Source organism: Glutamicibacter protophormiae (genome assembly GCF_014647495.1).
GTDB classification, from domain to species: Bacteria; Actinomycetota; Actinomycetes; order Actinomycetales; family Micrococcaceae; genus Glutamicibacter; species Glutamicibacter protophormiae.
The window spans coordinates 196589-222185 of sequence record NZ_BMPH01000001.1 but is presented as its reverse complement, the minus strand read 5'-3'; the positions used below and the strand labels follow the sequence as shown (position 1 = coordinate 222185).

Annotated in this window: 17 protein-coding genes; 8 read left to right on the top strand and 9 right to left on the bottom strand. The window is 64.6% G+C overall.

The annotated features are described in order from the left end of the window. Positions 1 to 88 precede the first annotated feature (88 nt). Positions 89 to 2683 (top strand): DNA gyrase/topoisomerase IV subunit A, encoded by a 2595-nt coding sequence (locus tag IEY43_RS00985; RefSeq protein WP_188946714.1) that lies wholly within the window; start codon positions 89 to 91, stop codon positions 2681 to 2683. 109 nt (positions 2684 to 2792) lie between these two features. Here IEY43_RS00985 and cydC read toward each other — a convergent pair whose 3' ends face one another. From cydC to IEY43_RS00970, 3 genes are read right to left on the bottom strand one after another with little or no spacing between them, the layout of a single operon-like run. Continuing rightward, positions 2793 to 6131 (bottom strand): thiol reductant ABC exporter subunit CydC, encoded by a 3339-nt coding sequence (cydC, locus tag IEY43_RS00980; protein ID WP_188946713.1) that lies wholly within the window; start codon positions 6129 to 6131, stop codon positions 2793 to 2795. 36 nt (positions 6132 to 6167) lie between these two features. Continuing rightward, entirely contained in the window at positions 6168 to 7193 is a 1026-nt protein-coding gene (gene cydB / locus IEY43_RS00975; protein WP_188946712.1) for a cytochrome d ubiquinol oxidase subunit II, read from the bottom strand. 26 nt (positions 7194 to 7219) lie between these two features. Beyond that, positions 7220 to 8821, bottom strand: a complete 1602-nt coding sequence (locus IEY43_RS00970) for a cytochrome ubiquinol oxidase subunit I (RefSeq protein ID WP_188946711.1) — start codon at positions 8819 to 8821, stop codon at positions 7220 to 7222. A 420-nt stretch (positions 8822 to 9241) separates the two neighbouring features. Here IEY43_RS00970 and IEY43_RS00965 point away from each other — a divergent pair, with 420 nt between their 5' ends. Both IEY43_RS00965 and IEY43_RS00960 read left to right on the top strand, forming a co-directional pair. Further along, on the top strand, positions 9242 to 9613 hold the full coding sequence (locus tag IEY43_RS00965) for a BlaI/MecI/CopY family transcriptional regulator (protein ID WP_188946710.1): 372 nt from the start codon (positions 9242 to 9244) through the stop codon (positions 9611 to 9613). Between the two features lie 23 nt (positions 9614 to 9636). Continuing rightward, complete coding sequence (locus IEY43_RS00960; RefSeq protein ID WP_188946709.1) at positions 9637 to 10602, top strand: M56 family metallopeptidase; 966 nt, start codon at positions 9637 to 9639, stop codon at positions 10600 to 10602. An 85-nt stretch (positions 10603 to 10687) separates the two neighbouring features. Here IEY43_RS00960 and IEY43_RS00955 read toward each other — a convergent pair whose 3' ends face one another. Next, positions 10688 to 12796, bottom strand: a complete 2109-nt coding sequence (locus tag IEY43_RS00955) for a DNA gyrase/topoisomerase IV subunit B (protein WP_188946708.1) — start codon at positions 12794 to 12796, stop codon at positions 10688 to 10690. A 223-nt stretch (positions 12797 to 13019) separates the two neighbouring features. Between IEY43_RS00955 and IEY43_RS00950 the strand changes: the two genes are divergently transcribed. Next, positions 13020 to 13244, top strand: a complete 225-nt coding sequence (locus tag IEY43_RS00950; RefSeq protein ID WP_188946707.1) for a DUF7455 domain-containing protein — start codon at positions 13020 to 13022, stop codon at positions 13242 to 13244. A gap of 177 nt (positions 13245 to 13421) precedes the next feature. Here the strand turns inward: IEY43_RS00950 and IEY43_RS00945 are convergent, their stop codons facing one another. From IEY43_RS00945 to IEY43_RS00930, 4 genes are all read right to left on the bottom strand, one after another. Continuing rightward, on the bottom strand, positions 13422 to 14618 hold the full coding sequence (locus IEY43_RS00945) for an RNA polymerase sigma factor (RefSeq protein WP_188946706.1): 1197 nt from the start codon (positions 14616 to 14618) through the stop codon (positions 13422 to 13424). 254 nt (positions 14619 to 14872) lie between these two features. Beyond that, positions 14873 to 15976, bottom strand: coding sequence for a DUF4192 domain-containing protein (locus IEY43_RS00940; RefSeq protein ID WP_188946705.1), 1104 nt, complete (start codon positions 15974 to 15976; stop codon positions 14873 to 14875). 91 nt (positions 15977 to 16067) lie between these two features. Further along, entirely contained in the window at positions 16068 to 17336 is a 1269-nt protein-coding gene (locus IEY43_RS00935; RefSeq protein WP_188946704.1) for an MFS transporter, read from the bottom strand. Next, positions 17333 to 18277, bottom strand: coding sequence for a proteasome assembly chaperone family protein (locus tag IEY43_RS00930; RefSeq protein ID WP_229777212.1), 945 nt, complete (start codon positions 18275 to 18277; stop codon positions 17333 to 17335). Before IEY43_RS00930 ends, IEY43_RS00935 begins: the two co-directional genes overlap by 4 nt. 277 nt (positions 18278 to 18554) lie before the next feature. On the opposite strand from IEY43_RS00930, the gene IEY43_RS00925 reads away from it, so the two are divergent. From IEY43_RS00925 to IEY43_RS00910, 4 genes are all read left to right on the top strand, one after another. Beyond that, positions 18555 to 20069 carry a leucyl aminopeptidase gene (locus IEY43_RS00925; RefSeq protein ID WP_188946703.1) on the top strand — a complete coding sequence of 505 codons (1515 nt, stop codon included), beginning with the start codon at positions 18555 to 18557 and terminating at the stop codon, positions 20067 to 20069. Positions 20070 to 20311: 242 nt separating this feature from the next. Then, positions 20312 to 21691: a dihydrolipoyl dehydrogenase gene (gene lpdA, locus IEY43_RS00920; RefSeq protein ID WP_188946702.1), complete on the top strand. Its 1380-nt coding sequence runs from the start codon at positions 20312 to 20314 to the stop codon at positions 21689 to 21691. 116 nt (positions 21692 to 21807) lie between these two features. Next, positions 21808 to 23544 carry a 2-oxoglutarate dehydrogenase, E2 component, dihydrolipoamide succinyltransferase gene (gene sucB / locus IEY43_RS00915; protein WP_188946701.1) on the top strand — a complete coding sequence of 579 codons (1737 nt, stop codon included), beginning with the start codon at positions 21808 to 21810 and terminating at the stop codon, positions 23542 to 23544. A 114-nt stretch (positions 23545 to 23658) separates the two neighbouring features. Continuing rightward, positions 23659 to 24009: a hypothetical protein gene (locus IEY43_RS00910; protein WP_188946700.1), complete on the top strand. Its 351-nt coding sequence runs from the start codon at positions 23659 to 23661 to the stop codon at positions 24007 to 24009. A gap of 87 nt (positions 24010 to 24096) precedes the next feature. Here the strand turns inward: IEY43_RS00910 and IEY43_RS00905 are convergent, their stop codons facing one another. Continuing rightward, positions 24097 to 25470 (bottom strand): serine/threonine-protein kinase, encoded by a 1374-nt coding sequence (locus IEY43_RS00905; protein ID WP_188946699.1) that lies wholly within the window; start codon positions 25468 to 25470, stop codon positions 24097 to 24099. Between the last annotated feature and the right edge of the window lie 127 nt (positions 25471 to 25597).

Here is a 25597-nt window from a genome sequence, read left to right as displayed (position 1 = left end):
AGTCGCGACTTCGACATTGTGCCCAGTAGGAACACGATCAGCCGGCGACTTAAGCGAAAAGTTATGCAGATGAAGGAATTACAGGGTCATGGCTCGAAAGAAGTCTGAAGATCTCCCCGCGGATTTCGTGGAGAACATTGTCGACATCGATGTCACCAGCGAAATGGAATCTTCGTTCCTGGAGTACGCCTACTCCGTCATCTATTCGCGTGCGCTGCCCGATGCCCGCGACGGCCTGAAGCCGGTGCAGCGGCGCATCCTGTTCCAGATGGCGCAGATGGGACTGCGCCCGGAGAAGGGCCACGTGAAGTCGGCCCGCGTGGTCGGCGAGGTGATGGGCAAGCTGCACCCGCACGGCGACACCGCCATCTACGACGCGATGGTGCGCCTGTCCCAGGACTTCGCGCTGCGCCTGCCGCTGATCGACGGCCACGGCAACTTCGGTTCGCTGGACGACGGCCCGGCGGCGGCCCGCTACACCGAGGCCCGGCTGGCGGCCTCCGCGGTGGCCATGACGGCGAACCTGGACGAGGATGTGGTCAATTTCGTCCCGAACTACGACAACCAGTTCATGCAGCCAGAAGTGCTCCCGGCCGCCTTCCCGAACCTCTTGGTCAATGGCACCACCGGCATCGCCGTGGGCATGGCCACGAACATGGCCCCGCACAACCTGGGCGAGGTCGTCGCGGCGGCCCAGCACCTGCTGGTGGAGCCCGATGCCACCGTCGAGGACCTGATGAAGTTCGTGCCGGGCCCGGACCTGCCCTCCGGCGGCACGATCGTGGGGCTCGACGGCGTCCATGACGCCTACCGCACCGGCCGCGGCCTGTTCCGCACCCGCGCCACCGTGGCCCTGGAAAAGGTCTCCGCCCGCAAGTCCGCGCTCGTGGTCACCGAGCTGCCCTACGGCGTGGGCCCGGAAAAGATCATCGAGAAGATCAAGGACGGGGTGAACAACAAGAAGATCTCCGGCGTCTCCGACGTCGTGGACCTGACCGACCGCCACAACGGCCTGAAGCTGGTCATCGAGCTGAAGAACGGCTTCAACCCGAATGCGGTGCTCGCCAGCCTCTACAAGCACACCCCGCTGGAGGACTCCTTCGGCATCAACAACGTGGCGCTGGTCAACGGGCAGCCGCAGACCCTGGGCCTGCGCGAACTGCTGACCGTCTACGTGGACCACCGCGTGGACGTGGTGCGCCGCCGCACCGCCTTCCGTCTGGCCAAGCGCGAGGACCGCCTGCACCTGGTCGAGGGCCTGCTGATCGCGATCGTGGACATCGACGACGTCATCGCCATCATCCGCTCCTCCGAGCAGACGGCCGAGGCGCGCGAGCGGCTCATGACGGTCTTCGACCTCTCCGAGCCCCAGGCGAACCACATCCTTGAGCTGCGCCTGCGCCAGCTGACCAAGTACTCCCGGCTGGAGCTGGAGACCGAGGCCGAGCAGCTGCGCAAGGAGATCGAAGAGCTGCGCGCCATCCTGGACTCCGACGCGCTGCTGCGCGAGCTGGTCTCCAGCGAGCTGGACGAGATGGCGCAGACCTTCGGCACCCCGCGCCGCACCAAGCTCTCCAAGAGCGCCCAGCTGCAGCCGCTGAAGGGCACCGCACTGCCGGAGGCCGTCGGCTCGGGCAAGAAGGCCACCTTGGCCATGGAAGTAGCCGACAGCCCCTGCTGGGTGCTGCTCTCGGCCACCGGCCAGATCGCCCGCACCCATGACCGCGCCGCGCTGGACTTCTCCGCGGCCCGCATCAAGCACGACGTGCTGCTCTCCCAGGTCGCGTCCACCGCGCGCGGCGAGATCGGCGCCCTGACCTCCACCGGCCGGATGATCCGCATCTCGCTGATCGACGTGCCGGTGCTGCCGGAAATGCACGGCTTCCCGCAGCTGGCCCAGGGGGTGGCCGTGGCCGACTTCCTGAAGCTGCCCAAGGGCGAGCAGGCGGTGGCGCTGCTGCCGTTGAACAAGGTCGTCGCCATCGGCACCGAGCTGGGTGTGGTCAAGCGGGTGACCCCGGACTACCCGCTGAACCGCGACGAGTTCGAGGCCATCACCCTCAAGGACGGGGACACGGTGGTGGCCGCGGCCCCGGCCGAGGACGAGGACGAGCTGGTGTTCCTGACCCGCCAGGCGCAGCTGCTGCGCTTCGGCGCTTCCGCCGTGCGCGCCCAGGGCCGCACCGGCCGCGGCATGGCCGGCATCAAGCTCGGCGCCGAGGACAAGGTCATCTACTTCGGGGTGGTCCGTGCCGGAGCCGAGGATGCGGTGGTGGCGACCATCGCCGCCGGCTCCCAGACCCTGCCGGGCACCTCCGGCCAGTCGGTGAAGCTGACCGAGTTCAGCGAGTTCCCCGCCAAGGGCCGCGCCACGGCCGGCGTGCGCGCCCACCGCTTCGTCAAGGGCGAGGACTACCTGGTCCTGGGTTATGCCGGGCACGGTCCGGCCCGCGCCAGCTCCGCGGCCGGCGTGGTGCGTGCCCTGCCGACCGAGTTCGGCAAGCGCGACGGCTCAGGCGCCCCGCTGGCGCAGAGCATCAACATCCTGGGCGGTTCACTGAACCTGGGCACCGTTGCGGCGCCGGCCTCATCCCCGCTGCCTCCGGCGGCGCCGTCGACCCGTCCGTCGGTGCAGCCGGGCGAGGACACCTTGCCCTTCGATGACGGCGGGGTCGTGCTCTAGCAGTTCCTGCCGGCCATCGGCAGATGGCAGCGGACAAGCCCGGGACCGGTTCTGCATGAACCGGTCCCGGGCTTGTCTGCGTTCGGCCTGCGGCCGGCGGTGCGCCGTGTCAGGCGGTGGGGGCCAGCTTGGCCTGCAGCCGGATCCTGCCCTCGCAGCCGCCGGCCAGCTGCTCATCGTGGGTGATCAGCACGACGGTGCGTCCTTCAAGCGCCGCGCGCAGGGTCTGCATCAGTTCGACGGATTCGTCCTGGCCCAGGTGCGCGGTGGGCTCATCCAGCAGAATCACCTGGTGCCCGCCCACCAAGGCGCGGGCGACGGCGAGCTTGCAGCGCTGGCCGCCGGAAAGCCGGTGGCCGCCGGTGCCGATGCGGGTATCCAGGCCCTCGGGCTGGGCGGCAAGCCAGCCACCCAGTCCGACCTGCTCCAGCACGTCCCGCAGCTGCGCGTCGGATACCTGCGCCTCGTCGGCGGCGCCCAGCAGCAGGTTGCGGCGCAGCGTGGAGTCGAACAGGTGCGCCTCCTGCGGGCACCATGCCACCGAGTCCGGGTTCGCTGCGGCGAAGGGGTGCTCCCGCCCGTCGGCGTCCAGCGCGGCCAGGCGCCCGCCCTCCAGCGGCAGCGCCCCGAGCAACGCGGTGAGCACCGTGGATTTGCCCGAACCGGAAGGTCCGGTCAGCGCGGTCCACTGGCCAGGCTCGATGCGGGCGGTCAGCTGCTCGACGACCGGGGCCTGCGGGCCGTAGCCCAGCGACACGTCCTCCAGCACGAAACCGCATACCGCGGGGGCCCCGGCCGGGGAGTTCTCGCGCAGGCCGGCCGGCGCCGCTTCCCCGCCGCCCACACCCCGGGAACCGAGGGTCGTGGTCAGCTCCTTCAGGGCCCGGCCCTGCTGCACCGCAGCCAGCGCCGCGGTGGCGGATTCACCCAGGGCCAGGGCCAGGAGCACGGCGAGCGCCGTGAAGGAGGCCGAGCTGGTGGACAGCCCCGCGCAGGCGATGGCCAGCGCGCCGCTGAGCAGGGCGCCCAGGGCCGGGGCCAGGCCCTGGCCGAGCGCGTGGCGCCGGGAGGCCGCGGTATTTTCCGATTCCTCGCGGGAAAGCTTTTCCAGCACCCGGGTCAGCGACCCGTAGGCGCGCAGCGAGCCCTGGTTGCGCAGGATGCCCAGCACGCCCTGGTTCACGGACAGCCGGTGGGCCAGCTGGCGGGCCAGGTGCAGGCCCTCGACCCGGCGCACGAGCCAGCGGCCCGGGAATGCCAGCAGCAGCCCGGCGGCCAGCGCGGCGGCGCCGAAGGCGGGCTGGAGGTAGAACAGCACGGCGATGCCGGCGGTCCAGACCGCGACGGCCTGGATCGGGGGAAACAGCACGCGGGCCAGCAGGTCGCGCAGTTCGTCGACCTCGGCCAGCAGGAAGCGCAGCACCACCGAGGAACGGCTGACCAGTCCCCAGCGGGCGGGGTTGGCGACCATGGAGGTCCAGATCTTCTCGCGCAGCGCCCCGGCATAGGCGAGCACCGCGTCGTGGATGGCCAGCTGTTCCAGGTAGCGGAAGGCGGCGCGGCCGATGCCCAGGGTGCGGACCATGACGAAGGCGACGGTCAGGTGCAAGATGGCCGGCTGGTAGCTGGATTCGACGATCAACCAGCCGCTCAGCGCGGACAGGGCCACGGCGCACAGGACGCCGATGGTGCCATACACTGCGGCCTTGCGGGCCGAGGCGTAGCCGGAGAACAGTTCGCGCAGCGGGTTGAAGCGCGGCGCGGCCCCGGCCGGGGCTGCTGCGGCGGCGGCGGCCGCCGGCGGGTCCGCGGGCTCCGGGTGCGTCGGGGCCCCGGCGGGATGGGAGGCCTGCGGCGCGCCGGATTCCAGCTTGTGCGCGGACTCGTCCGCCAGCAGCGGGTCGTGGCTGGCCACCAGCACCGCGGTGCCCTCCGGAAGCTCGGCCAGCAGCTGGCGCACGGCGGCGGCGTTGGCCGCATCGAGGTGTGCGGTGGGTTCGTCGGCCAGCAGCAGGCGGCATTCGGGCACGCTGTGCAGGCGCAGCAGCGCGCGCAGCACCTCCAGCCGGCGCAGTTCGCCCGGCGAGTATTCGGCGATCTGCCGGGGCAGCATGGAGTCCAGCTCCAGCCGGGCGGAGAACTCGGCGGCGAGGCGCTCATCGGCGTCCGGGACGTCCTGGGCCAGCTGGGCGGTGCCGGTGGCGGCGTTGAACTGCGGGTGCTGGCTGATGACGGCCAGCTGGCTGCCCGCGTAGACCTGTCCGCCGACCCGGTCCGCGTCGAAGCTGTTGTCGCTGGTGCAGGCCTCGGCGATCAGACGCAGCACGGTGGTCTTGCCGGTGCCGCTGGCGGTCGACAGCAGCTTGCGCTGACCAGGCATCAGGGTGAGGTCCAGGTGCTCGTGCACCGGTTCGCCGGCGCGGTAGCCGATGGACACGTCGCGCAGTTCCAGCAGGCTGCCCGGGGTCGCGGGGACCAGGGAGAGGATCTGGTGGTTGTCCTGTTCCGCGGTAATGGCACGGTAGCGCTGGTAGGAGGCCAGCCCGTCATCGGCGGCGTGGTAAGCGGAGCCGACCTCGCGCAGCGCGGAGAACAGCTCCGGGGCCAGGATCAGGATGACCAGGCCCGGGGCCAGTTCCATGTTACCGCCGACCAGGCGCACGCCGATCAGCACGGCCAGCACGGCCACCGAGAGGGTGGAGATCAGTTCCAGCCAGAAGCTGGAGAGGAAAACGGTTTTGAGGTTGGCCATCGTGGCCTGGCGGTATCTCTCGCTGACGGCGGCGATGGCGTTGCCGTGGCGGCGGGCGCGGCCCAGGCCCAGCAGTGCGGGCAGGCCCTGGGCCAGCTCGTACATCTGATGGGCCAGCGCGTCGAGCTTGGACTGCGAGGCGGCCAGGGTGTCCTGGGTGTGCAGCCCGATCAGGGCCATGAAAACCGGGACCAGCGGGATGGTCAGCAGCAGCACTACCGCGCTGATCCAGTCCAGGGACAGGATGTAGATGCCCAGCAGCGCCGGGAGCACCATGGCGCCGATGAGCGCCGGAATGAATTTGGTGAAGTAGTCATCGAGCTTGTCGATGCCGTGGCTTGCAAGGGTTGCGGTGACCGGCACGGAGTGCTCGGCCGAGTCGGCCGGGACGATGCCCGGCCGACTCGCCGCGGTGTGCACCAGGGTGGCACGCATCCGCTCCTTGGCCCCCAGCCCCATACGCCGCGCCCTGGTGTTCAGCCCCCACACCCCTGCGGACCGGCCCAGCACGCCGGCGGCGGCCAGGATCAGCAGCTGCGGGCTGTTGCCGAGGCCGGAAGCCATGTTCGCGATCCACTGGCCCAGCCCGTAGGCGGTGAGCACCAGTCCCAGGGTCTTGAGCACCGAGAACACGGTGAGGATCACGATCTGGCGCGGAGCGATCAGCTCTCGGGGCAGGAAGCGCGGTGTGCGCATGGGGTGCGTTCCTTTCGGTCGCCGCGGTGAGGCGTGCTACTTGACGATCGGTTCCGGGTGGTGCGCCTCGGGGATGTGCTCCTCCTTGACGCGCTTGCGGAAGACCCAGTAGCTCCAGGACTGGTAGGCCAGGACCAGCGGGACGCCGAAGGCAGCTACGATGCTCATCAGCTTCAGCGTGTAGGGCGAGCTGGAAGCGTTGTAGATCGTCAGGTTGAACGCCGGGTCCAGGGTGGAGGGCAGCACGACGGGGAACACTGCGGTGAAGATCGCGGCCACGCCGGTGGCGAGCATCAGGCCTAGGGCGATGAAGGAAACCCCTTCACGCCCGGCGCGGGCGGTGGCGATGCTGACAACCAGCGCCAGCGCCGCGGCAGCGAGCAGGGCCCATCCGACGGCCGAGTCGTTCTCCAGCAGCACGATCAGCACCCAGGCTACCAGCGGCAGCACGGCCAACGGCAGCCAGCGGGTGAACAACGTGCCGGCGCGTTCGCGGACCGGACCGTCGGTCTTCAACCGGACGAAGGCCAGCGCGTGGATCCAGCAGAAGGCCACGACGGCCACGCCGCCGAGCACCGCGTACCAGGTGAGCCACGCGAAGGGTCCGCCCACGCGGTCGCCGTTCTCATTCAGCGGCAGCCCCAGGGTGGTCAGCGCCAGCATGGCGCCCACACCGAAGGCCGCAACCAGCGACCCGTAACCCAAGGCGGCATCCCACAGCTTCAGCGAGCGGGCGGTTTTGGCCTTGCCGCGGTACTCGATGGAAACGGCGCGGAAGATCAGCGCCACGAGCACGAGGGTCAGCGGGATGTACAGCGCCGAGAACAGCGAGGCGTACCAGTGCGGGAAGGCGGCGAAGGTCGCGCCGCCGGCGGTGAGCAGCCAGACTTCGTTGCCGTCCCAGACCGGGCCGATGGTGTTCAGCAGGACGCGCTTGCGCTTCTCGGTGTTTCGTCCCAGGCCGATGAGCATTCCCACGCCCAGGTCGAACCCTTCAAGGAACAGGTAGCCGCACCAGAGCACAGCGATGAGGATGAACCAGAGTGCTGGTAGCCAATCCATGGTGTTTCTCCTTTGTTCGGTGCGGACTAGTAGGCGAAGGCGAGTACGTCGCCGTCGTCGTTCTTGTCATGGCCCGAACCGTCGGGATTCTTGGTATCCGGTGTCTCATTCAGCTCCGGCATGGCCGCTCCGATGCCGCCGCGGATGTACCGGGTGAGCAGCACCAGCTCGACCACCAGCAGCACGCCGTAGACCAGGGTCAGGGTGATCAGCGAGAAGAGCATCTCCCCCGCGCTGACCGTCGGCGAGACCGAGGCCGCGGTGTACATGAACACCTGGTCGATTCCGCCCATCTGGGGGTTAGGCGCCACGGTGAACGGCTGGCGTCCCATCTCGGTGAAGATCCAGCCGGCGGAGTTCGCGCCGAACGGAGCCGCGATGCTCAGAAGCGCCAGGCGCGAAAGCCATTTGCTCTGCGGGACGGTGCCCTTGCGGGTCAGCCACAGGGCCAGGGCCGCGGTCACTGCGGACAGCCCGCCCAAGGTGATCATCAGTCGGAAGCCCCAGTAGGTGACCTCCATGACCGGCAGGTAGTTGATCTCCTGACCGGCGTACGGGCCGAAGTTCGGATCTTCCGGGTAGTACTTGCCGTACTTTTCCTGGTATTCCGGAATCAGCGTATTCACGCCCTTGACCTCGGTGGTGAAGTCGCCGTTGGCCAGGAAGGACAGCAGGCCTGGCAGCTCGAAGGTCGCCACGATGTCATCGCAGCTGGTGGAACCCGGTGTGGTGATGTCGCCCAGGGTCAGCACCGAGAAGCCGGTGCCGTCGTGGCAGGCAGCTTCCGCGGAGGCCATCTTCATCGGCTGCTGCTCGAACATGAGTTTGGCCTGCTCGTGGCCGGTCAGCGCGACGCCGAGGAACGAGACCATGGCGACGACGGCGCCGATACGCAGCGACTTGATCCAGACCTGGTAGTCCGTCTTGTCGCGGTTCTTGCCCTTGCTCAGGTCTTCTCCAACGACAACCCGCCCCTGGGCGTCGACGGAATCAATGCCTTCCTTGCGGCGGCGGTAGAGGTGGAACCAGGAGATGCCCAGCAGGAATCCGCCGGCAACGGCGAACGCGCCGAAGAGCGTGTGCGGGAAGGTGATCAGTGCGGTGTTGTTGGTGAAGACTGCCCAGGCGTCGGTCATCACGGCCTTGCCGTCGATGATTTCGGCACCGACTGGATGCTGCATCCATGAGTTGGCGACGAGGATGAAGTAGGCGGAGAGCAGCGAGGCGAGTGCGGCACACCAGATCGTTGCCAGGTGGACCAGCTTGGGAAGCTTCTTCCAGCCGAAGATCCACAGGCCGAGGAAGGTTGACTCAACAAAGAACGCCAGCAAGGCTTCCATGGCCAGCGGGGCGCCGAAAACGTCTCCGACGTATCGGCTGTACTCACTCCAGGCCATGCCGAATTGGAATTCCTGGACAATGCCGGTGGCGACGCCCATGATGAAGTTGATCAGGAACAGCTTGCCCCAGAACTTGGTCATGCGCAGCCACTGTTCATTGCCGGTGCGGTACCAGACAGTCTGGAGCACCGCCACGGTCATGCCCAGGCCCAGCGTCAAGGGCACCATTAGGAAGTGGTAGACGGTTGTAATGCCAAATTGCCACCGGGCAATCTCTAATGCATCCATCGGGTCCTCTGTATATATGTCGCGAGTTGAGTTGGCCGCCAACTTCTACGCTTGGTAGAAATCGGCTCACACGATCACCTTAGATCAATTTCGACAACTTGTAGAAATCGCGTCGGCTGGGTCACTTGCACGCGCGGCAATCCTGAGAATCAGCTCCGAAAATTGACGTTCGGGTGATTCTAAACCCGTAGACCGCTTCACGTCCACGGAAATTAAATTTCCCAAGTCAACGAAAAGGTGACCACCGGGACTGCACTCAATGCTCCACGATTCGGAAACAGTGTGCTCACGAACCTCTTTTACGACACGTAGAAATATTGGTCAATTGTCGCTACAATGAGATTTCCAAGCACCAGATTTCACGTCATTACGACGAGGACCCTGATGCGTCAGCAACTAAAGCAAGTGAGGTACTACCTAGTGGCCAGCCTTGGCGATCTGGAACGCTCCGTCATGGACCTGCTGTGGGACTCCGCAGAACCACTCACCGCAAATGATCTTCGCGACAATCTTGCGGCACTTGGTACCGATGCAAAGGAACTCGCAGTTACCACGGTGCTCACCGTGTTGGCACGACTGGAGAAGAAGGGCCTCGTGCTACGTGAACGTACCACCAGGCCTCACCGTTATACGGCGTCCTCAACCCGCGAGGACCACACTGTGGGACTGCTCAACGACGCTCTGGGGACCGCCCAGGATCGCGAAGCCGTCCTTGCCCGCTTTATCGGCGGCATTTCAGCAGATGAAGCAGCATCCCTTCGTGCTATCTTGGACACTGTAAAGTCCGCCTAATTTACACGAACTTCGGGGACTGAGTGCTTCTCACCTCATATTTTCTAGCGGCGTTGGCTATCGCATTGGCGTGGCCAACGCCGTTGGCGTTGTCCAAGGCAAAATGGACCTCCCGCGCTCCGGTGCAGGCCGTCCTGCTCTGGCAGGCCATTGCACTGGGCGGCGGCCTGTCCATGATCGGCTCTATGCTGGTCTGGGGCTTGGCACCCCTGGGCAGCGACCTGATTTCCGCACTGATTGCCGGATGGCGCCTGATCACCGGCGATCCCGATGTCGTCTACCCGGGCATCGTGCATCTATTTGCGCTGAGCACGGCCCTGCTCTTCGGTTTCCATCTGGTTCTCACGCTGGCACGCGCCGCGTGGCGCACCACCAGACAGCGCGCCAAGCACCGGCAGCTTCTTCGACTGCTGAGCAACCCCTCGGATACCCGTCCCAATACCCTCGTGCTGGACCATGACATGCCAGTCGCCTACTGCGTGCCGGGAATCGCCCAGTCCGTCACCGTGCTGTCGCGCGGGCTGCTCACCAAGCTCTCCCCCGAGGAACAAGCCGCCGTGATCGCTCACGAAAGCTCGCACCTGGACCAACGCCACGACCTGCTGATCCTGGCGTTCACGGCCTGGAACGAGGCTCTGCCCTGGCTGCCGACCTCCCGGTTGTCCCTGGACGCGGTGCGGCAGCTGATCGAGATGCTGGCCGACGACAAGGCACTGGAGCAGGTCAGCCGCCAGACCCTGCTCAAGGCCATCGTCACCGTCGCGGCCGCCGCCGCTCCCGAGGCCTCCGGATCTGCCGGCGCAGGCTCCTCCAATGCCCAGCAGGTCGGGATGCCCGGCGGCGAAGTATCCTCCCGCCGCCTGCAGCGACTGCTCACTCCGGAGGAACCGCTGGCCAAACCGCAGCGCGGCTTGGTCTTGGCCTGCACCGTGCTGCTCATGGTGTGCCCGACCGTCCTGCTGATCGCTCCGCGCCTGCTGGCCTGGTAGCCGCCTGCACCGCCAATAAAAGAAAGTCCGCCGCCACCGGCCCGCACTGCGCGGACTGGGGGCGGCGGACCTTTTTCCACCGGTGCTATACGTCGATGCGTTCGCGCTCCAGGTCATCGGCGCCTGCAATGATAAAGCTCTTGCGCGGGGCGACGTCCGAACCCATCAACAGGTCGAAGATCTCCTCGGCCGCTTGGGCATGCTCGATTTTCACGCGGCGCAGCATGCGGTGGCGCGGATCCATGGTGGTTTCGGCCAATTGGTCTGCGTCCATCTCGCCTAGGCCCTTGTAGCGCTGGATCGGTTCCTTGTAGCGCCGGCCCTCGGCCTCGATCTTCGTCAGCAATCGCTGCATCTCTGCTTCCGAATAGGTGTACACCACTTCGTTCTGCTTCGACCCGGGGTTGATGATCTCAATGCGGTGCAGCGGCGGAACCGCCGCGTACACGCGCCCGTGCTCGATCATCGGCCGCATGTAGCGGTAGAACAAGGTCAGCAGCAGGGTGCGGATGTGCGCGCCGTCGACGTCGGCATCGGTCATCAGGATGATCTTGCCATAGCGCGCCTGCTCGATGTCGAAGCTGCGCCCCGAGCCTGCGCCGATCACCTGGATCATCGCCGCGCATTCGGCGTTCGAGAGCATGTCGGAGACCGAGGCCTTCTGCACATTCAGGATCTTGCCGCGGATCGGCAGCAGCGCCTGGAACTCGCTGGAGCGGGCCAGCCGGGCGGTGCCCAAGGCGCTGTCGCCCTCGACGATGAACAGTTCGGAACGGCCGACTTCCTTGCTGCGGCAGTCCAGCAGCTTGGTCGGCAGCGAGGAGGATTCCAGCGCGGTCTTGCGCCGCTGGGTTTCCTTGTGCATGCGGGCCGAGACGCGGGATTTCATCTCGTTGACGACCTTCTCCATCAAGGAGTTGGCCTCGGCCTTTTCATTGCGCTTGCTGGAGCCCAGACGCTCGTCCATCGCCTTTTCCAAGACCTTGGAAACCACCTGGCGCACCTGCGGCGTGCCGAGAATTTCCTTGGTCTGCCCCTCGAACTGCGGCTCGGCCAGGCGCACGGTGAGCACCGCCGTCATGCCGGCCAGGACGTCGTCCTTCTCCAGCTTGTCCTTCTGGCCGAACTTCAGCTTGCGGGCGTTGGCTTCGACGTTCTTGCGGAACGATTTCAGCATCGCCTGCTCGAAACCGGTGGTGTGGGTTCCGCCCTTGGGGGTGGCGATGATGTTGACGAAACTGCGCAGCGTGGTGTCGTAGCCGATTCCCCAACGCAGGGCAACATCGACCTCGCACACGCGCTGCACGTCCTGGATATGGCTGCGGCCGTTCTCGTCGATCACCGGGACCTTCTCGTGGAACGAACCGCTGCCGTGGAAGCGCCAGATGTCGGTCACCGGAGAGTCGCTGCTCAGGAAGTCGACAAACTCGCTGATGCCGCCGTCATGCTGGAAGATCTCTTCGTGCGGCCCCTCGGCTCCTGGCGTATCAGGCAGGCCGCGTTCGTCACGCAGGGTGATGCGCAGGCCGGGCACCAAAAATGAGGTTTGGCGCGCCCGGTCTTGCAGGTCCGTGTAGGAGAATTTTGCGTCCGGGGTGAAGATGTAGTTGTCCGCCCAGTAGCGAATGCGCGTGCCCGTGACACCGCGCTTGGCCTTGCCGATAATTTCCGGAGGGGTGGCCTTCTTGTGCGGGGTGAATTCCGCGTCGTACTTCTTGCGGCCCTTGTCCGCGAAGGATCCGGGCTCGCCACGGCGGAACTGCATTGCGTAGGTCTTGCCACCGCGGTCCACCTCTACGTCAAGCCGGGAGGACAGCGCGTTGACCACCGATGCGCCCACGCCGTGCAGGCCGCCGGAAGCGCTGTAGGATCCGCCACCGAACTTGCCGCCGGCATGCAGCTTGGTGAAGACGACCTCAAGCCCGCTCAATCCGGTTTTTGGCTCAACGTCAACCGGAATGCCTCGGCCATCGTCCTGGACCTCGACCGACCCGTCGCTGTGCAGGATCACGTTGATCGATTGGCCGAAACCACCCAGGGCCTCGTCAACCGAGTTGTCGATAATCTCCCACAGGCAGTGCATCAGGCCTCGGGAGTCGGTGGAGCCGATGTACATACCCGGTCGCTTGCGCACGGCTTCAAGTCCTTCAAGAACCGAGAGGTGGCGAGCGTTGTAATTTTCGGATGAGGCCACTGGGCTGCTGTCTCCTACTGACACGAGAAAAGAACTACTTCTCTTCCCATTCTAATCGTTACTTTGTTCGAATCCGTGGCATTTGACGGCAATCCGGGCGCTGGCGGAACGATGAGAGGTTATCCACACTCGCTACGCGGTGAGCGAAAGCGCGGCTCTTTGGGGATAAAGTCGGGGGCAAAGCTGGTTGTATAGAGTAACCATCTATTTAGGGAGGCTGGCGATGACTACTACAACTCCTAGTCGTGAACTCAACGCCCTCGACCGGTGCGACCGCTGCGGTGCACAGGCCTACGTACGGGCCGTGCTAGCTTCTACCGGCGGCGAGCTGCTTTTCTGCGCTCACCATGCACGGGACGTGGAACCAAAACTACGCCCACAGACTTCGCTGTGGCACGACGAGTCCTCGCGACTCTACGAAAAGCCGAAGGTCGACATCAACGACTGATAGTGCCCGATCCCTCAAAGGATGCACCGCAGGCGGACTCATCATCGATGGGGCCGCCTGCGGTTTTTTGCGCCGTCCGGCCATTCCATACCAGCCGCACCGCACCTGGCTCCGTGATTAAACAGGGAAGCCGGCCCAACCCTTGCGGATTGGACCGGCCCCCGGTGCAACTACGGCTTAGTCGAGGTAGTCGCGAAGAACCTGCGAACGCGACGGGTGGCGCAGCTTCGACATGGTCTTCGACTCGATCTGGCGGATACGCTCACGCGTCACGCCGTAGACCTTGCCGATTTCGTCCAGGGTCTTTGGCTGTCCATCGGTCAGCCCGAAACGCATGGCGACAACGCCGGCCTCGCGCTCCGACAAGGTGTCGAGCACTGAGTGCAGCTGTTCCTGCAGCAGGGTGAAGGACACCGCATCTGCCGGCACGACGGCCTCGGAGTCTTCGATCAGGTCGCCGAACTCGGAATCTCCGTCTTCACCCAACGGGGTGTGCAGCGAAATTGGTTCGCGGCCGTACTTCTGGACCTCGACTACCTTTTCAGGAGTCATGTCCAGTTCCTTGGCGAGCTCCTCCGGAGTGGGTTCGCGGCCCAGGTCCTGAAGCATCTGCCGCTGGACACGGGCGAGCTTGTTGATGACTTCAACCATGTGCACAGGGATACGGATGGTACGTGCCTGGTCGGCCATGGCGCGGGTAATCGCCTGGCGGATCCACCAGGTCGCGTAGGTCGAGAACTTGAAGCCCTTGGTGTAGTCGAACTTCTCGACGGCGCGGATCAGGCCCAGGTTGCCTTCCTGGATCAGGTCCAGGAACAGCATGCCGCGGCCGGTGTAACGCTTGGCCAGCGAGACGACCAGGCGGAGGTTGGCCTCCAGCAGGTGGTTCTTGGCGATCTTGCCGTCGTGGATGATCTGCTCGTAATCCCAGCGCAGTCGCTGGTCGATGGCGCCTTCGTCGTGATCGAGCTTGTCCTGGGCGAACAGGCCAGCTTCGATTCGCAGAGCGAGATCGACTTCCTGTTCGGCGTTCAGCAGGGCAACCTTGCCGATCTGCTTCAGGTAATCCTTGACCGGGTCGGCGGTGGCGCCGGCAACCATGACCTGCTGCTGCGGGGCATCGTCGTCGGTAGTCGAGAGCGTAAAGCCCTTGGACTCTTCCTCCGGCTTTTCAGGGGCCTTAGCTTCGGCATCGTCGTCGAGTTCCTCGACCTCAGCGGCGGCTTCGGTCTGCTCTGCGGAGTCGGCTGCTGCCTTCTTGGTACGGGCCTTGGTAGCGCGCTTCTTCGCTACCGGCTTTGATACCGATTCCTCGGCGACCTCGACCTCAGCTTCGGTTGCCTTGCGATTAGCGTTCGTCTCAGAAGATGACACGAATAACCTTTCTAACGATGCGTTCCGGATGCACCTGCCGGTAACACCACTATGACCCTGTCAAGTCCGATAGCGATTCGTACACGACGAATCACCGTAAGTTGGCACGTACTTTACAACGCACCAGCTCCGCCGAATGTTCCCAAAATCATGGACTTTGAGGCAAAGGCGCTTTCGAACCTAACCGGGTCTGTTGAACCATTATCCATGAATTGATGCCCAGACACCACTTGAAGGGTTCAGCGTGCATCGTGTCAGGCGAAATGGGCTCTCCAAGCCCGCAGCTGGTCGGTCGCCCAATGCGGCATCATGCCCTGGTTGAGCATCTCCTTCAACAGCTTCGCCAAATTGTAGTCCGGGCATTCGCGAAGCACTTGGTCAAGCAGGGTCATGGCCAGCGATCCCCGGCCCTTGGCCCATTCGATCCAGCCGAGCACGCACATCAACGCGTAACGCTGGTTGTTCTCCGCGACGCCCAGCAGATCGCGGGCCAAGCTCCACAGCCGCTCGGTCCGCTGCCAGTCAGGGCTTCGCCATCCCTTGCCCAGCAGGAATTGCCCCAGCTCCGGCACTTCCTCCCCCTGTTCCCGCTCGGACAGCTTCAGCAGAACGCCTTTGGTTTCCGCATAGCTGGTACCGGCCAGATAGGGAAGGATGTCGCGGACGACTTTCCAATACAACGAACCGATCAGCTCTGCCGCGCGCTTGGGGTCCTCGTGAATTTCCCGTGAGGCGATCTCCGAAGGCAGCTCCAGCAGCTTCGCCCAGCAGGCGATGCCTTCCAGAGAATTCATGCTGAACACAGCTGCCAGTTCCCGGACGATCTCCGCATTGGGCCACTGGGCCATACCGCACCCGTCCCAGGGCTTTTCCAGCGGCGCCGATCCGGCCAGCACCATCGACAAGTGGTTCTCGTTGCCGCGGGTCTCCGGTCGCGGCAACCAGACGTTGACATCAGCCGTGCTGTAGTCCCAGATGCAGCTGTCGCCCACGCACCAGGCATGGCGCAGGTCGACACCCCGGTGCCGCAGCCGGGAGTTGAGTTTCGTGTGCATCTGCCAATAAGGGATCTCCGTGTCGGCGCCGAGGCTGGATGGTGCGTAAACCACTGCGACAACACTTTGCACCTCGGGCATGCGGCGCAGGAGGTTTGCCACCTGGAGCACCCAGGCATTCAGCTCCTCTTCAGGCTGCATATTCGGCAGGTCGACACGCAGAGTTGCTTCAAGCCGGCGATCCTGGACCAGCAGGAGCACCACCGAATCAATGGGATGGAATCCCAGAGCATGCGGGATGTAGGCCAGGATGTCTTCGATATCTGCGAGGGACAGCGGTTGGCGTTCGGGTGTAGTAGTCATGAAGCCACGGTGAGTCACCGGGGCAGTATCCCTTGGCAATGCCTCGCGAACTGTGGAGAACGCCCCGGACCGGCTGGCGCGAACTGCGGAATTAGCCGTTGTCGGCCAGGAACCGTTTGGCCTTTCCCCGTTCGATCAGCATGAAGGACACTCCGATGAGCACCATGACGAACTGGAAGGACAGCGCGAGGCGGAACGCCGGGAGGTTGTAGAGCTCACCAGTTGAGCCACCCGCCTTGTAGGCCCAGTCCATGATGAACCCAATGACGTAGATCGTGATGAAGGCACCGATAAATCCGCCGGTGTTCACCACGCCCGTTGCGGTTCCCTGCAGGTGCGGCGGGTTGAATGTTCTGGCGAAGTCGAAGCCGATCACCGAAGCCGGACCGCCGGCGGCAACGGACACCATGAGGATGATCAGCACCCATATCGGGGCCTGGCCCGGCCAGAGCAGGACGACAGCCCACATGATGACCATCCAGGCGACGATGCCCAGCGCGAAGAAGGACCGCTTGTCGGCATGCCGAGAGGTCAATGCCCCCAATAGCGGGCCGACCAGCACCGCAACCACGACGAACACCGACATCAGGCTCGAAGCCAGGGCGCTGTCGATCCCCTGGCCCTGGACAAGGAATGGATAACCCCAAGTCATCATGAACGTATTGATCATGAAGGCGGTGCTGAAATGGGTCCAGAATCCGAGCCTGGTGCCGGGCTGGCGCAGGGCCGCGGCGAGGCGCGAGCCTTGGTGCGCCCCGACGCCCTGCTTGGCGTGGGTCCAGTTGTCGCCGTTGCGAACAAAAGCGATGGTGGTGATCAGCGTCGCGAAGGCGAGTGCGGAGAGCACAGAGAATGCGGGGGTCCATCCCCGTGCCACAAGAATCATGTGGAACGGGAAAATGCTGATCAGCTGCCCGAGCTGGCCGAAAGTGCCGGTCAGCTGGGTCAAGATGGGGATCCGCGACCCGGAGAACCACAGCGGCAACAGCTTCAACACCGAGACGAAGACCATGGCATCGCCCATACCCACCATGACGCGGCCGGCAAGGCCCATGGGGACGTTGGTTGAAATGGCGAGGAAGGCCTGCCCGGCCGTCATCAGCGCCGCGCCGGTGGTAATCAGGATGCGCGGACCGAACCGGTCCAGGAGCAGCCCGACGGGGACTTGGGCACCTGCGTAGACGACCAGCTGGACCACCGAAAAGGTGGCCATGATCTGGGCATTGGCGTTGAAGCGTTCGGTGGCTTCAAGTCCGGCCACACCGAAACTGGTGCGCTGGGCAATAGCTGAAACGTAGGTGAGAATTGCAAAACCGTAGACGAGCCACGATCTTTTCGAGTTCAGGCGGGAAGTGCTCACTGTTCCGATTCACCCGGGAACGGGCCATTCTCGGAATTGTTCAGCCAATCCTGGGTGTCTTCGATATTCGCCAGGAAGTCTTCAACCCTGGTGCCCAGTTCCTCGGCATCGGGCATGTCTTCACCCTCGTCGAGCAGCAGTGAACGGCGCTCATGCTCATGGGCGTGCGCGTCGAATCGCTGTTCGAAACCGTCAACCATCTGGCGCACGTCGGTGCTGCTTTCCAGTTGTTCGGCCAGTTGCGTGTCGATCAGCCGGCCCGCTTCGCGGAGGTTATCGGTCGGCAAGGCCAATTTCAGCGCCGCGCCGACATGTTCCAAAGCGGCCACGGCCACCGCGGGGTATTCGGATTCGGCGAGGTAGTGCGGGGTGTGCAGCGAATAGCCGACCACGTCGCGACCGGCGTCGTTGAGCCGGATCTCCATCAGCGAGGTGAGCCCCGCCGGGGATTCCACGGTTGGGCTCCAGGTCGAGATGTTTTCGATCAGGTCCTTGCGGTTGCCATGCGCGGTGACCCCGACCGGGCGGGTGTGCGGTACCGGCATCGGCAAGGACGCGGTGCTGACCACAAGATCGATATTGAAGGCCTCGATGAAGCCGAGCAGCTCGGCAATCAGACGGTCCCACTTGAGGTCGGGTTCCACTCCGGTCAGCAGCCAGAACTTGCGATCGAGCTCATCGGTCATGAGATAGATCTCCAAACGCGGGGTCTGGTAGCCGGCGAAATGGTCGCCGAGAAAGGTCACTCGCGGACGCTGGGAGGTGTAGGCCACCAGTTCATCGGCGTCGAAAGTCGCGAACAGCTCGGAGTCCAGGCGGCCGAACAGCTCGTTGGCGACCTGCGAGTGGGTATGGCCCGCGTCGGACATTCCGCGCAGCGCCACATACATGCCCAGGCCCTGAAGTCGGGCGTCGTCCACCTCGGACGCGACCAACGTCATCAACGGTTCCCTGGACATCTCCACCCCTCTACTGACCACACTGGAAAAAATCTCTGCACCGCCGCGATGCTCCTGGCACACGGCAACCGGACACAGCTCAATGATCAATCCTAGCGCGTGCCGGCTTTCGCTCGCTGTGAAGTATGGCACGCCGATGCCGGACCTCGGATAACATCGTCTATGGGAGATACGCAGCCCACCGGCATCACCGTTTCCGGCATTGAACTCTGGGCTGTCTCGTCCTTAGACCCTACAAAGGCATAGAAGGAATGATTTTGTGATCAACTCCAGTGATCTCACACTGACTGCCATCGGCACCGACATCAAGCGCAAGAGCGCCGATACCCTGGTGCTGGGCGTGATGAAGAACGGCGACAAGGTATCCATTGCCGCGTCCCCGTTCTCCGCCGACGTCACCACCGAACTTGAGACGTCGCTGACACTGATCGGCGTCGGCGGCAAGGCCGACGAAGTGACCTTGCTGCCAGGCGTCGAAGAGACCAAGGCGAAGGTCTTGCTGTTCATCGGCCTGGGCGTCAAGGAACTGGCCGAGCTGGACGCCGAGACCCTGCGCCGCGCCGCCGGTTCCGCCGCCCGCCAGATGTCCAACGCCAAGAGCGCGATCTTCGCGCTGCCGGCCGACACCACCGAACGCGTCGCCGCGATCGCCGAAGGCGTCGCCCTGGGCGCGTACCGCTATGAGAATCTGCGCACCGCCGCCAACGACAAGCCGGTGCTCGCCGAGGCCATGATCGCCACCGATGCCGCAACCTCAAAGGACCTGCCGGAGGCCCTCAAGCGCGCCGCGATCCTGGGCCGCGCCGTGCGCGCAACCCGCGACCTGATCAACACCCCGCCGAACCTGCTCTACCCGGAGTCCTTCGCGGCGGCCGTCAAGGAATACTCCAAGCCGCTGCCGCTAAAGGTCACGATCTTCGATGAGAAGCGCCTGACCAAGGAAGGCTTCGGCGGACTGATGGGCGTCGGCGGCGGCTCGGCCCGCCAGCCTCGCATGGTCAAGGTGGAGTACGCCCCGGCCAAGGCGGAAAAGCACCTGGCCCTGATCGGCAAGGGCATCACCTTCGACACCGGCGGCATCTCGCTGAAGCCGCCTGCAGGCATGCACGCGATGAAGTCGGACATGTCCGGCGCCGCCGCGATGTTCCAGACCGTGGCGGCAGTCGCGGAGCTGGGCCTGAACCTGAAGGTCACCGCCTGGCTGTGCCTGGCCGAGAACATGCCGGGCGGCGCCTCGACCCGCCCGGGCGACGTGATCACCATGTTCGGCGGCAAGACCGTCGAGGTGCTGAACACCGACGCCGAGGGCCGCCTCGTGATGGCCGACGGACTGGCCGCGGCCAGCGAGGAAAAGCCCGACGTGATGATCGACATCGCTACCCTGACCGGCGCGCAGATGCTGGCACTGGGCCTGCGCACCGCCGGCATCATGGGCAACGAACAGGTCCGCGACGACTTGGTTGCAGCTTCCAACGAAGCCGGCGAGCTCGCTTGGGCCATGCCGCTGCCGGAGGAGCTGCGCCCGAGCATCGACTCGCAGGTGGCCGACCTGGCCAACATCGGCGAGCGGATGGGCGGCATGATGACCGCCGCCGTGTTCCTGGAGGAGTTCGTCGGAGAGGTTGACGGCACCAAGATCCCGTGGGCCCACATCGACTTCGCCGGCCCGGCCTTCAACGAAGGCAAGGCCTGGGGCTACACCCCGAAGAACGGCACCGGCTCCCAGGTCCGCACCCTGGTTGCCTACGCCGAGAAGCTGGCCGGCAGCCGATAGGACAATTCGTGGCGCATGGAATTTCACCGTTTCATGCGCCACAGCCTGTATTGGGCAACGAGACTTACCCAACTTTTGGGCGCGCGAAGGTGACTGCAGCGCGCCGACGGTACTAAGGTAAGTTTTGAAACATCACCGCGGATTGCTGGCGCGCGCCTACCAGTGCGAACCATCGATCTGCTACCCGATCCCCAGGCCGACCAAAGTCGGCCTCACTTAGCTAATAACGAGGGAGCGTTCACGTGGCCGATTCGGCAGCAACGCAAGAATTTGATGTCCTCATCCTCGGCGGTGGATCCGCTGGATACTCGGCAGCATTGCGCGCCATCCAGCTGGGCTACACCGTCGGTCTGATCGAAAAGGAGAAGCTGGGCGGCACCTGCCTGCACACCGGCTGCATCCCGACCAAGGCTTACCTGCACGCCGCAGAACTCGCCGAGAACGCACGTGAGGGCGCCAAGTACGGCATCAACTCCTCGCTGCAGTCAATCGACCTGGCCGGCGTGCGCACCTACAAGGACGGCATTGTCGCCGGCAAGCACAAGGGTTTGCAGGGCTTGCTGAAGATGAAGAAGGTCAACGTTATCACCGGTAACGGCCGCCTCGTCTCGCAGGATTCCATCGACGTCGATGGCACCGTCTACAAGGGCAAGTACATCGTCCTCGCCACCGGCTCGGAGTCCAAGACCTTCGGCCTGGAAATCGGCGGCCGCGTCCTGACCAGCACCGAAGCGCTGAACATGGAAGACCTGCCGAAGAGCGCCATCGTCCTGGGCGGCGGCGTCATCGGCGTCGAGTTCGCCTCGGTGTGGAAGTCCTTCGGCGTGGACGTCACCATCGTCGAGGGCCTGCCGTCGCTGGTCCCGAACGAGGATCCCGCCATCATCAAGAACCTGGAGCGCGCGTTCAAGAAGCGCGGCATCAAGTTCAACACCGGTGTCTTCTTCGAAAAGGTCGAGCAAGACGCCAACGGCGTCAAGGTCTCCCTGGCCGACGGCAAGACCCTGGAAGCCGAGATCGTCCTGGTGGCCGTTGGCCGCGGTCCAGTCACCGCGAACCTGGGTTACGAGGAGCAGGGCATCACCATCGATCGCGGCTTCGTGATCACCGATGAGCGACTGCACACCGGCGTGGGCAACATCTACGCCATCGGCGACATCGTCCCGGGTCTGCAGCTGGCCCACCGCGGCTACCAGCACGGCCGCTTCGTTGCCGAGGAAATCGCAGGCAAGAAGCCGACCATCATTGAGGACATCAACATCCCGAAGGTCACCTACTGCGAGCCTGAGATCGCCTCAGTGGGCTACTCCGAGCCAAAGGCCAAGGAGAAGTTCGGTGCCGACGCGATCGAAACCACCGAGTACAACCTGGCCGGCAACGGCAAGTCCTCGATCCTTGGCACCGGCGGCATCATCAAGATGGTCCGCGTCAAGAACGGCCCAATCGTCGGCGTGCACGGCATCGGCGGCCGCATCGGCGAGCAGATCGGCGAAGCACAGCTGATCGTGAACTGGGAAGCCTACCCGGAAGACGTCGCACAGCTGATCCATGCGCACCCGACCCAGAACGAAGCCCTGGGCGAAGCGGCAATGGCTCTGGCCGGAGCTCCTCTGCACGGCTAATAGTGCATCAAGCCATGCGGGCGGCGCAGTATTCTGCCGTGCCGCCCGCATGCACTAGGCTCGGAGGCAACGCCTCCTACAAAATTCAAGCTTTATAAACGAGGAGATACGGGAAGATGTCTGAAACCGTAAACCTGCCCGCACTGGGTGAAAGTGTTACCGAAGGTACGGTAACCCGCTGGCTGAAGCAGGTCGGCGACCGCGTAGAGGTTGACGAGCCGTTGGTGGAAGTTTCCACCGACAAGGTTGACACCGAGGTTCCTTCACCAGTGGCCGGCGTCATCGAGGAAATTTTCGTGGCCGAGGACGAGGAAGCCGAAGTCGGCGCTCCACTGGTCCGCATCGGCGACGGTTCAGGTGCCGGCGAGTCCGCCGCCCCAGCCGCGCCTGCTGCTGAGGAAGCCCCTGCCGCCCCGGCCGCAGAGGAGGCCCCGGCACCGGCTGCCGAAGCCGCTCCTGCAGCTCCTGCCGCTGGCGCAGCCTCCGGCACCGAGGTCACCCTGCCAGCACTGGGCGAGTCGGTCACCGAAGGTACCGTCACCCGCTGGCTGAAGGAAGTCGGCGAGGAAGTCTCCGTCGACGAGCCGCTGCTGGAAGTTTCCACCGACAAGGTCGACACCGAGGTTCCGTCCCCGGTGGCCGGCACCCTGCTGGAAATCCGTGTTCCGGAAGACGAGACCGCCGAGGTCGGCGCCGTCCTGGCCGTCATTGGTTCTGCCGACGCCGCCCCGACAGCGCCAGCAGCTCCGGAAGCGCCAGCTCCGGCGGCGAAGGAAGAAGCTCCGGCAGCGAAGGAAGAAGCTCCGGCAGCGAAGGAAGAAGCTCCAGCCGCGCCGGCTCCGGCCGCGAAGGAAGAAGCACCTGCTCCTGCTGCTACGCCGGCTCCGGCTCCAGCCGCGCCAGCAGCTCCGGCCGCCGAGTCCAATGATTCGGGTTATGTCACCCCACTGGTGCGCCGTCTGGCCAACCAGCACGGCATCGACATCGCCTCGGTCAAGGGCACCGGCGTTGGCGGACGCATCCGCAAGCAGGACGTGCTTGACGCAGTTGCCGCCAAGGAAGCTGCTGCTCCGGCCGCTGCCGCTCCTGTCGCCGCCAAGCCGGCCGCTCCGGCTGTCGAGGCTTCGAGCCTGCGCGGCACCACGGAGAAGGCCCCGCGCATCCGCCAGGTCATCGCCCGCCGCATGCGCGAATCGCTGGATGTCTCGACTCAGCTGACCCAGGTCCACGAGATCGACATGACCCGCATCGTGAAGCTGCGCGGCACGGCCAAGAGCAACTTCAAGGCAGTCAACGGCGTCAACCTGACGTACCTTCCGTTCATCGCCAAGGCTGTTGCCGAAGCGCTGAAGGCCCACCCGAAGCTGAACGCCGAGTACAACGAAGAGACTCAGCAGATCACCTACCACAATGCCGAGCACTTGGCATTCGCGGTAGATACCGACAAGGGCCTGCTGGTTCCCGTGGTAGCCAACGCAGGCGATCTGAACCTTGCTGGCTTGGCCAACAAGATCGCTGATGTCGCTGCCCGTACCCGCAGCAACAAGATCGGTCCGGATGAGCTGTCCGGCGGCACCTTCTCGATCACCAACATCGGTTCGGTTGGCGCACTGTTCGACACCCCGATCATCAACCAGCCACAGGTTGCCATCCTCGGCACCGGTGCAATCGTCAAGCGCCCAATGGTCGTCACCGACGCCGAGGGCAACGATTCGATTGCCATCCGCCACATGATGTACCTGTGCCTGACCTACGATCACCGTCTGGTTGACGGCGCCGACGCCGGTCGCTTCCTGCAGACCGTCAAGGCACGTCTTGAAGGCGGCGCATTCGAGGGCGATCTGGGTCTGTAAGACTCGAACGCTTCAGCGCTTCTAGCAAGGGGAAGTTTTCCCGTCGGTTCGCCGGCGGTGGAAGCTTCCCCTTGGCGTTTCTACAATGCGTCGAACCTCGACTAGTCTAGAGATATGACTTTTGCAATCTCTATCCTCGTTTTCCTGCACATCCTGGGTGCGGCGGCGATCTTCGGCAGCTGGCTGGCCAATTTCAAGACCCCCACCGTCAACGTCTGGCAGTGGTACGGAGCGCTGCTGCAGCTGGTCACCGGCCTGGCTCTGGTAGGCATCTACGAAGCACAGGACGCTGAACTGAACCACATCAAGATCGGCGTGAAGGTTGTTATCGCCCTGGGCATCGCCGTAGCCGCATTCATCGGCCGCAAGAAGGTCAAGGCGGGCCAGGAAGTGTCCACCGGCATTGCCCACGCAGTTGGCGGACTGGCGCTGATCAATATCGCCGTCGCCGTGCTCTGGAGCTAATTGCGCGACAGGCGGCTGCCGCCGCCTATCGGCCGTTCTCCCGGATTTCAGGGGAGGACGGCCGTTCTCATTTTAACCGGGCTCCGTTCATTCGCCGCGGCTGAGTACTGGTCCGAGAAGCCACCGGTCGTCAACGAGCACCACCTCGACCTGGATTCGTTCCGGGTCGCCTGCGGCCACCTGGTGCCGCGTCTCGCCGGCGGCATCCACGTAGGCATAGGCGCTGTGCGTCGAGCGGGCGTTGAGGATGACAGTGTCCGCGGCGCCGCGCGCCTGGACCGAGACATCCTCCAGGCTCGTGGCAAGGCCCTTGAATCTCAAGCGCAGCTTGCTCATCGCTTCCAGGGTTTCCCGGTCTCGTTCCAATTGTTCCGAGTCCTCGACGTAGATTTCTTGCAGGGCGGAGGAATCACCGGAGTTCATGGCCTGGTCCCGCGCTGCCGAGAGGGCCAGGAAACTTGCAATAACCGTATCGGCTTCAAAGGCGCAGGCCGGCAGCTCCCCGACGTCCAGGATGCGGCACCTTTCCCCCTCGCCAGCTTCCGCCGCCTGCGCCACCGGATCCGGCAAGTGGCCGGGCATCAGATGCCGCACCCCGAACAAGCTGGCAGCAATCGCGATGACGCTGAGCGCCAGCGCCGCAACAATTTTCGCACCGCCGGGTGTTCGAAGCAGGCGATGCCCCTGCCAGCTGCCGCCGCTCCCGTCCTCGACCACGGTGGACTTCCGCGCACTGCGAGGTGCAACGGCGCGACGGTGTTTCGATCGTATCCGCAGGTCCGGGTGGATCGTATCCATCAACTGGCTGGTGTCGCTGTCAATGAAGCCCTCCCAGTGGATCGGCTCGGCCGGCATGCTGGAGAACAAGGTCCTGGCGAATTGGTCGGCGGTGGGGCGTTGCTGCGGATTGCCGTCCAGCGAGTCGGCCAAGAGCTCCTGGATGATCTCGGGCACACCGGGGAATTGGACCCTCACTGGGGGCCGGAAATGCGGCTCCGCTGGCGGTTCGCCATCAAGCAGGTACCAGAGGCAGCTTCCCAGGGCGAAGACATCCTGGGCGCCAAGTTCCTCCTCCCCCTGTCCAGCGAGCACCTCGGGTGCGATGAATCCAGGTGTCCCGGCGATCTCGGCCGCATCCTGGCTCAGCGTCGATTCCTGGAAATCGATGATCTTGGGCATGCCTTGACCGGTGAGCATGATATTCGAGGGGGAAATATCCCCGTGCCGCATTCCTGCCGCATGCAGTCCTGCGATCGTCTGGGCAATGGGGGCCAGCGCCGTGATGCATTCGGCGAGGCTGAAGGTCGAGCGCCGGGTGACCAGCGCGGCCAAGCTGCCGCCGGGGCAGTACTCCATCAGCAGCCCGTCGCCCAGCTGGGTGCTGAGCATGCCGTAAAAATCGACGACATATTTCCCCGCAGCGTTGACATTGCCCAGCCGCTGCGCAGCCACATTTTCCATAGTCAGACTAAGTTTCAGCACCATGTACTGCTGGTCAGATTCCCGCCGAATGAGCCAGACTCTGCAAGGTGACTTGGTGCTTAAGGGCTTCACCGTCATGTACCCGGGACACGTCGGCCATGCCAGC

Bases quoted from the DNA above. Each gene is read 5' to 3' on its own strand.
- IEY43_RS00985 (WP_188946714.1), top strand. From the start codon at position 89: ATGGCTCGAAAGAAGTCTGAAGATCTCCCCGCGGATTTCGTGGAGAAC.
- cydC (WP_188946713.1), bottom strand. From the start codon at position 6,131: ATGCGCACACCGCGCTTCCTGCCCCGAGAGCTGATCGCTCCGCGCCAG.
- cydB (WP_188946712.1), bottom strand. From the start codon at position 7,193: ATGGATTGGCTACCAGCACTCTGGTTCATCCTCATCGCTGTGCTCTGG.
- IEY43_RS00970 (WP_188946711.1), bottom strand. From the start codon at position 8,821: ATGGATGCATTAGAGATTGCCCGGTGGCAATTTGGCATTACAACCGTC.
- IEY43_RS00950 (WP_188946707.1), top strand. From the start codon at position 13,020: ATGACTACTACAACTCCTAGTCGTGAACTCAACGCCCTCGACCGGTGC.
- IEY43_RS00940 (WP_188946705.1), bottom strand. From the start codon at position 15,976: ATGACTACTACACCCGAACGCCAACCGCTGTCCCTCGCAGATATCGAA.
- IEY43_RS00930 (WP_229777212.1), bottom strand. From the start codon at position 18,277: ATGACGTTGGTCGCGTCCGAGGTGGACGACGCCCGACTTCAGGGCCTG.
- sucB (WP_188946701.1), top strand. From the start codon at position 21,808: ATGTCTGAAACCGTAAACCTGCCCGCACTGGGTGAAAGTGTTACCGAA.
- IEY43_RS00910 (WP_188946700.1), top strand. From the start codon at position 23,659: ATGACTTTTGCAATCTCTATCCTCGTTTTCCTGCACATCCTGGGTGCG.
- IEY43_RS00905 (WP_188946699.1), bottom strand. From the start codon at position 25,470: ATGGAAAATGTGGCTGCGCAGCGGCTGGGCAATGTCAACGCTGCGGGG.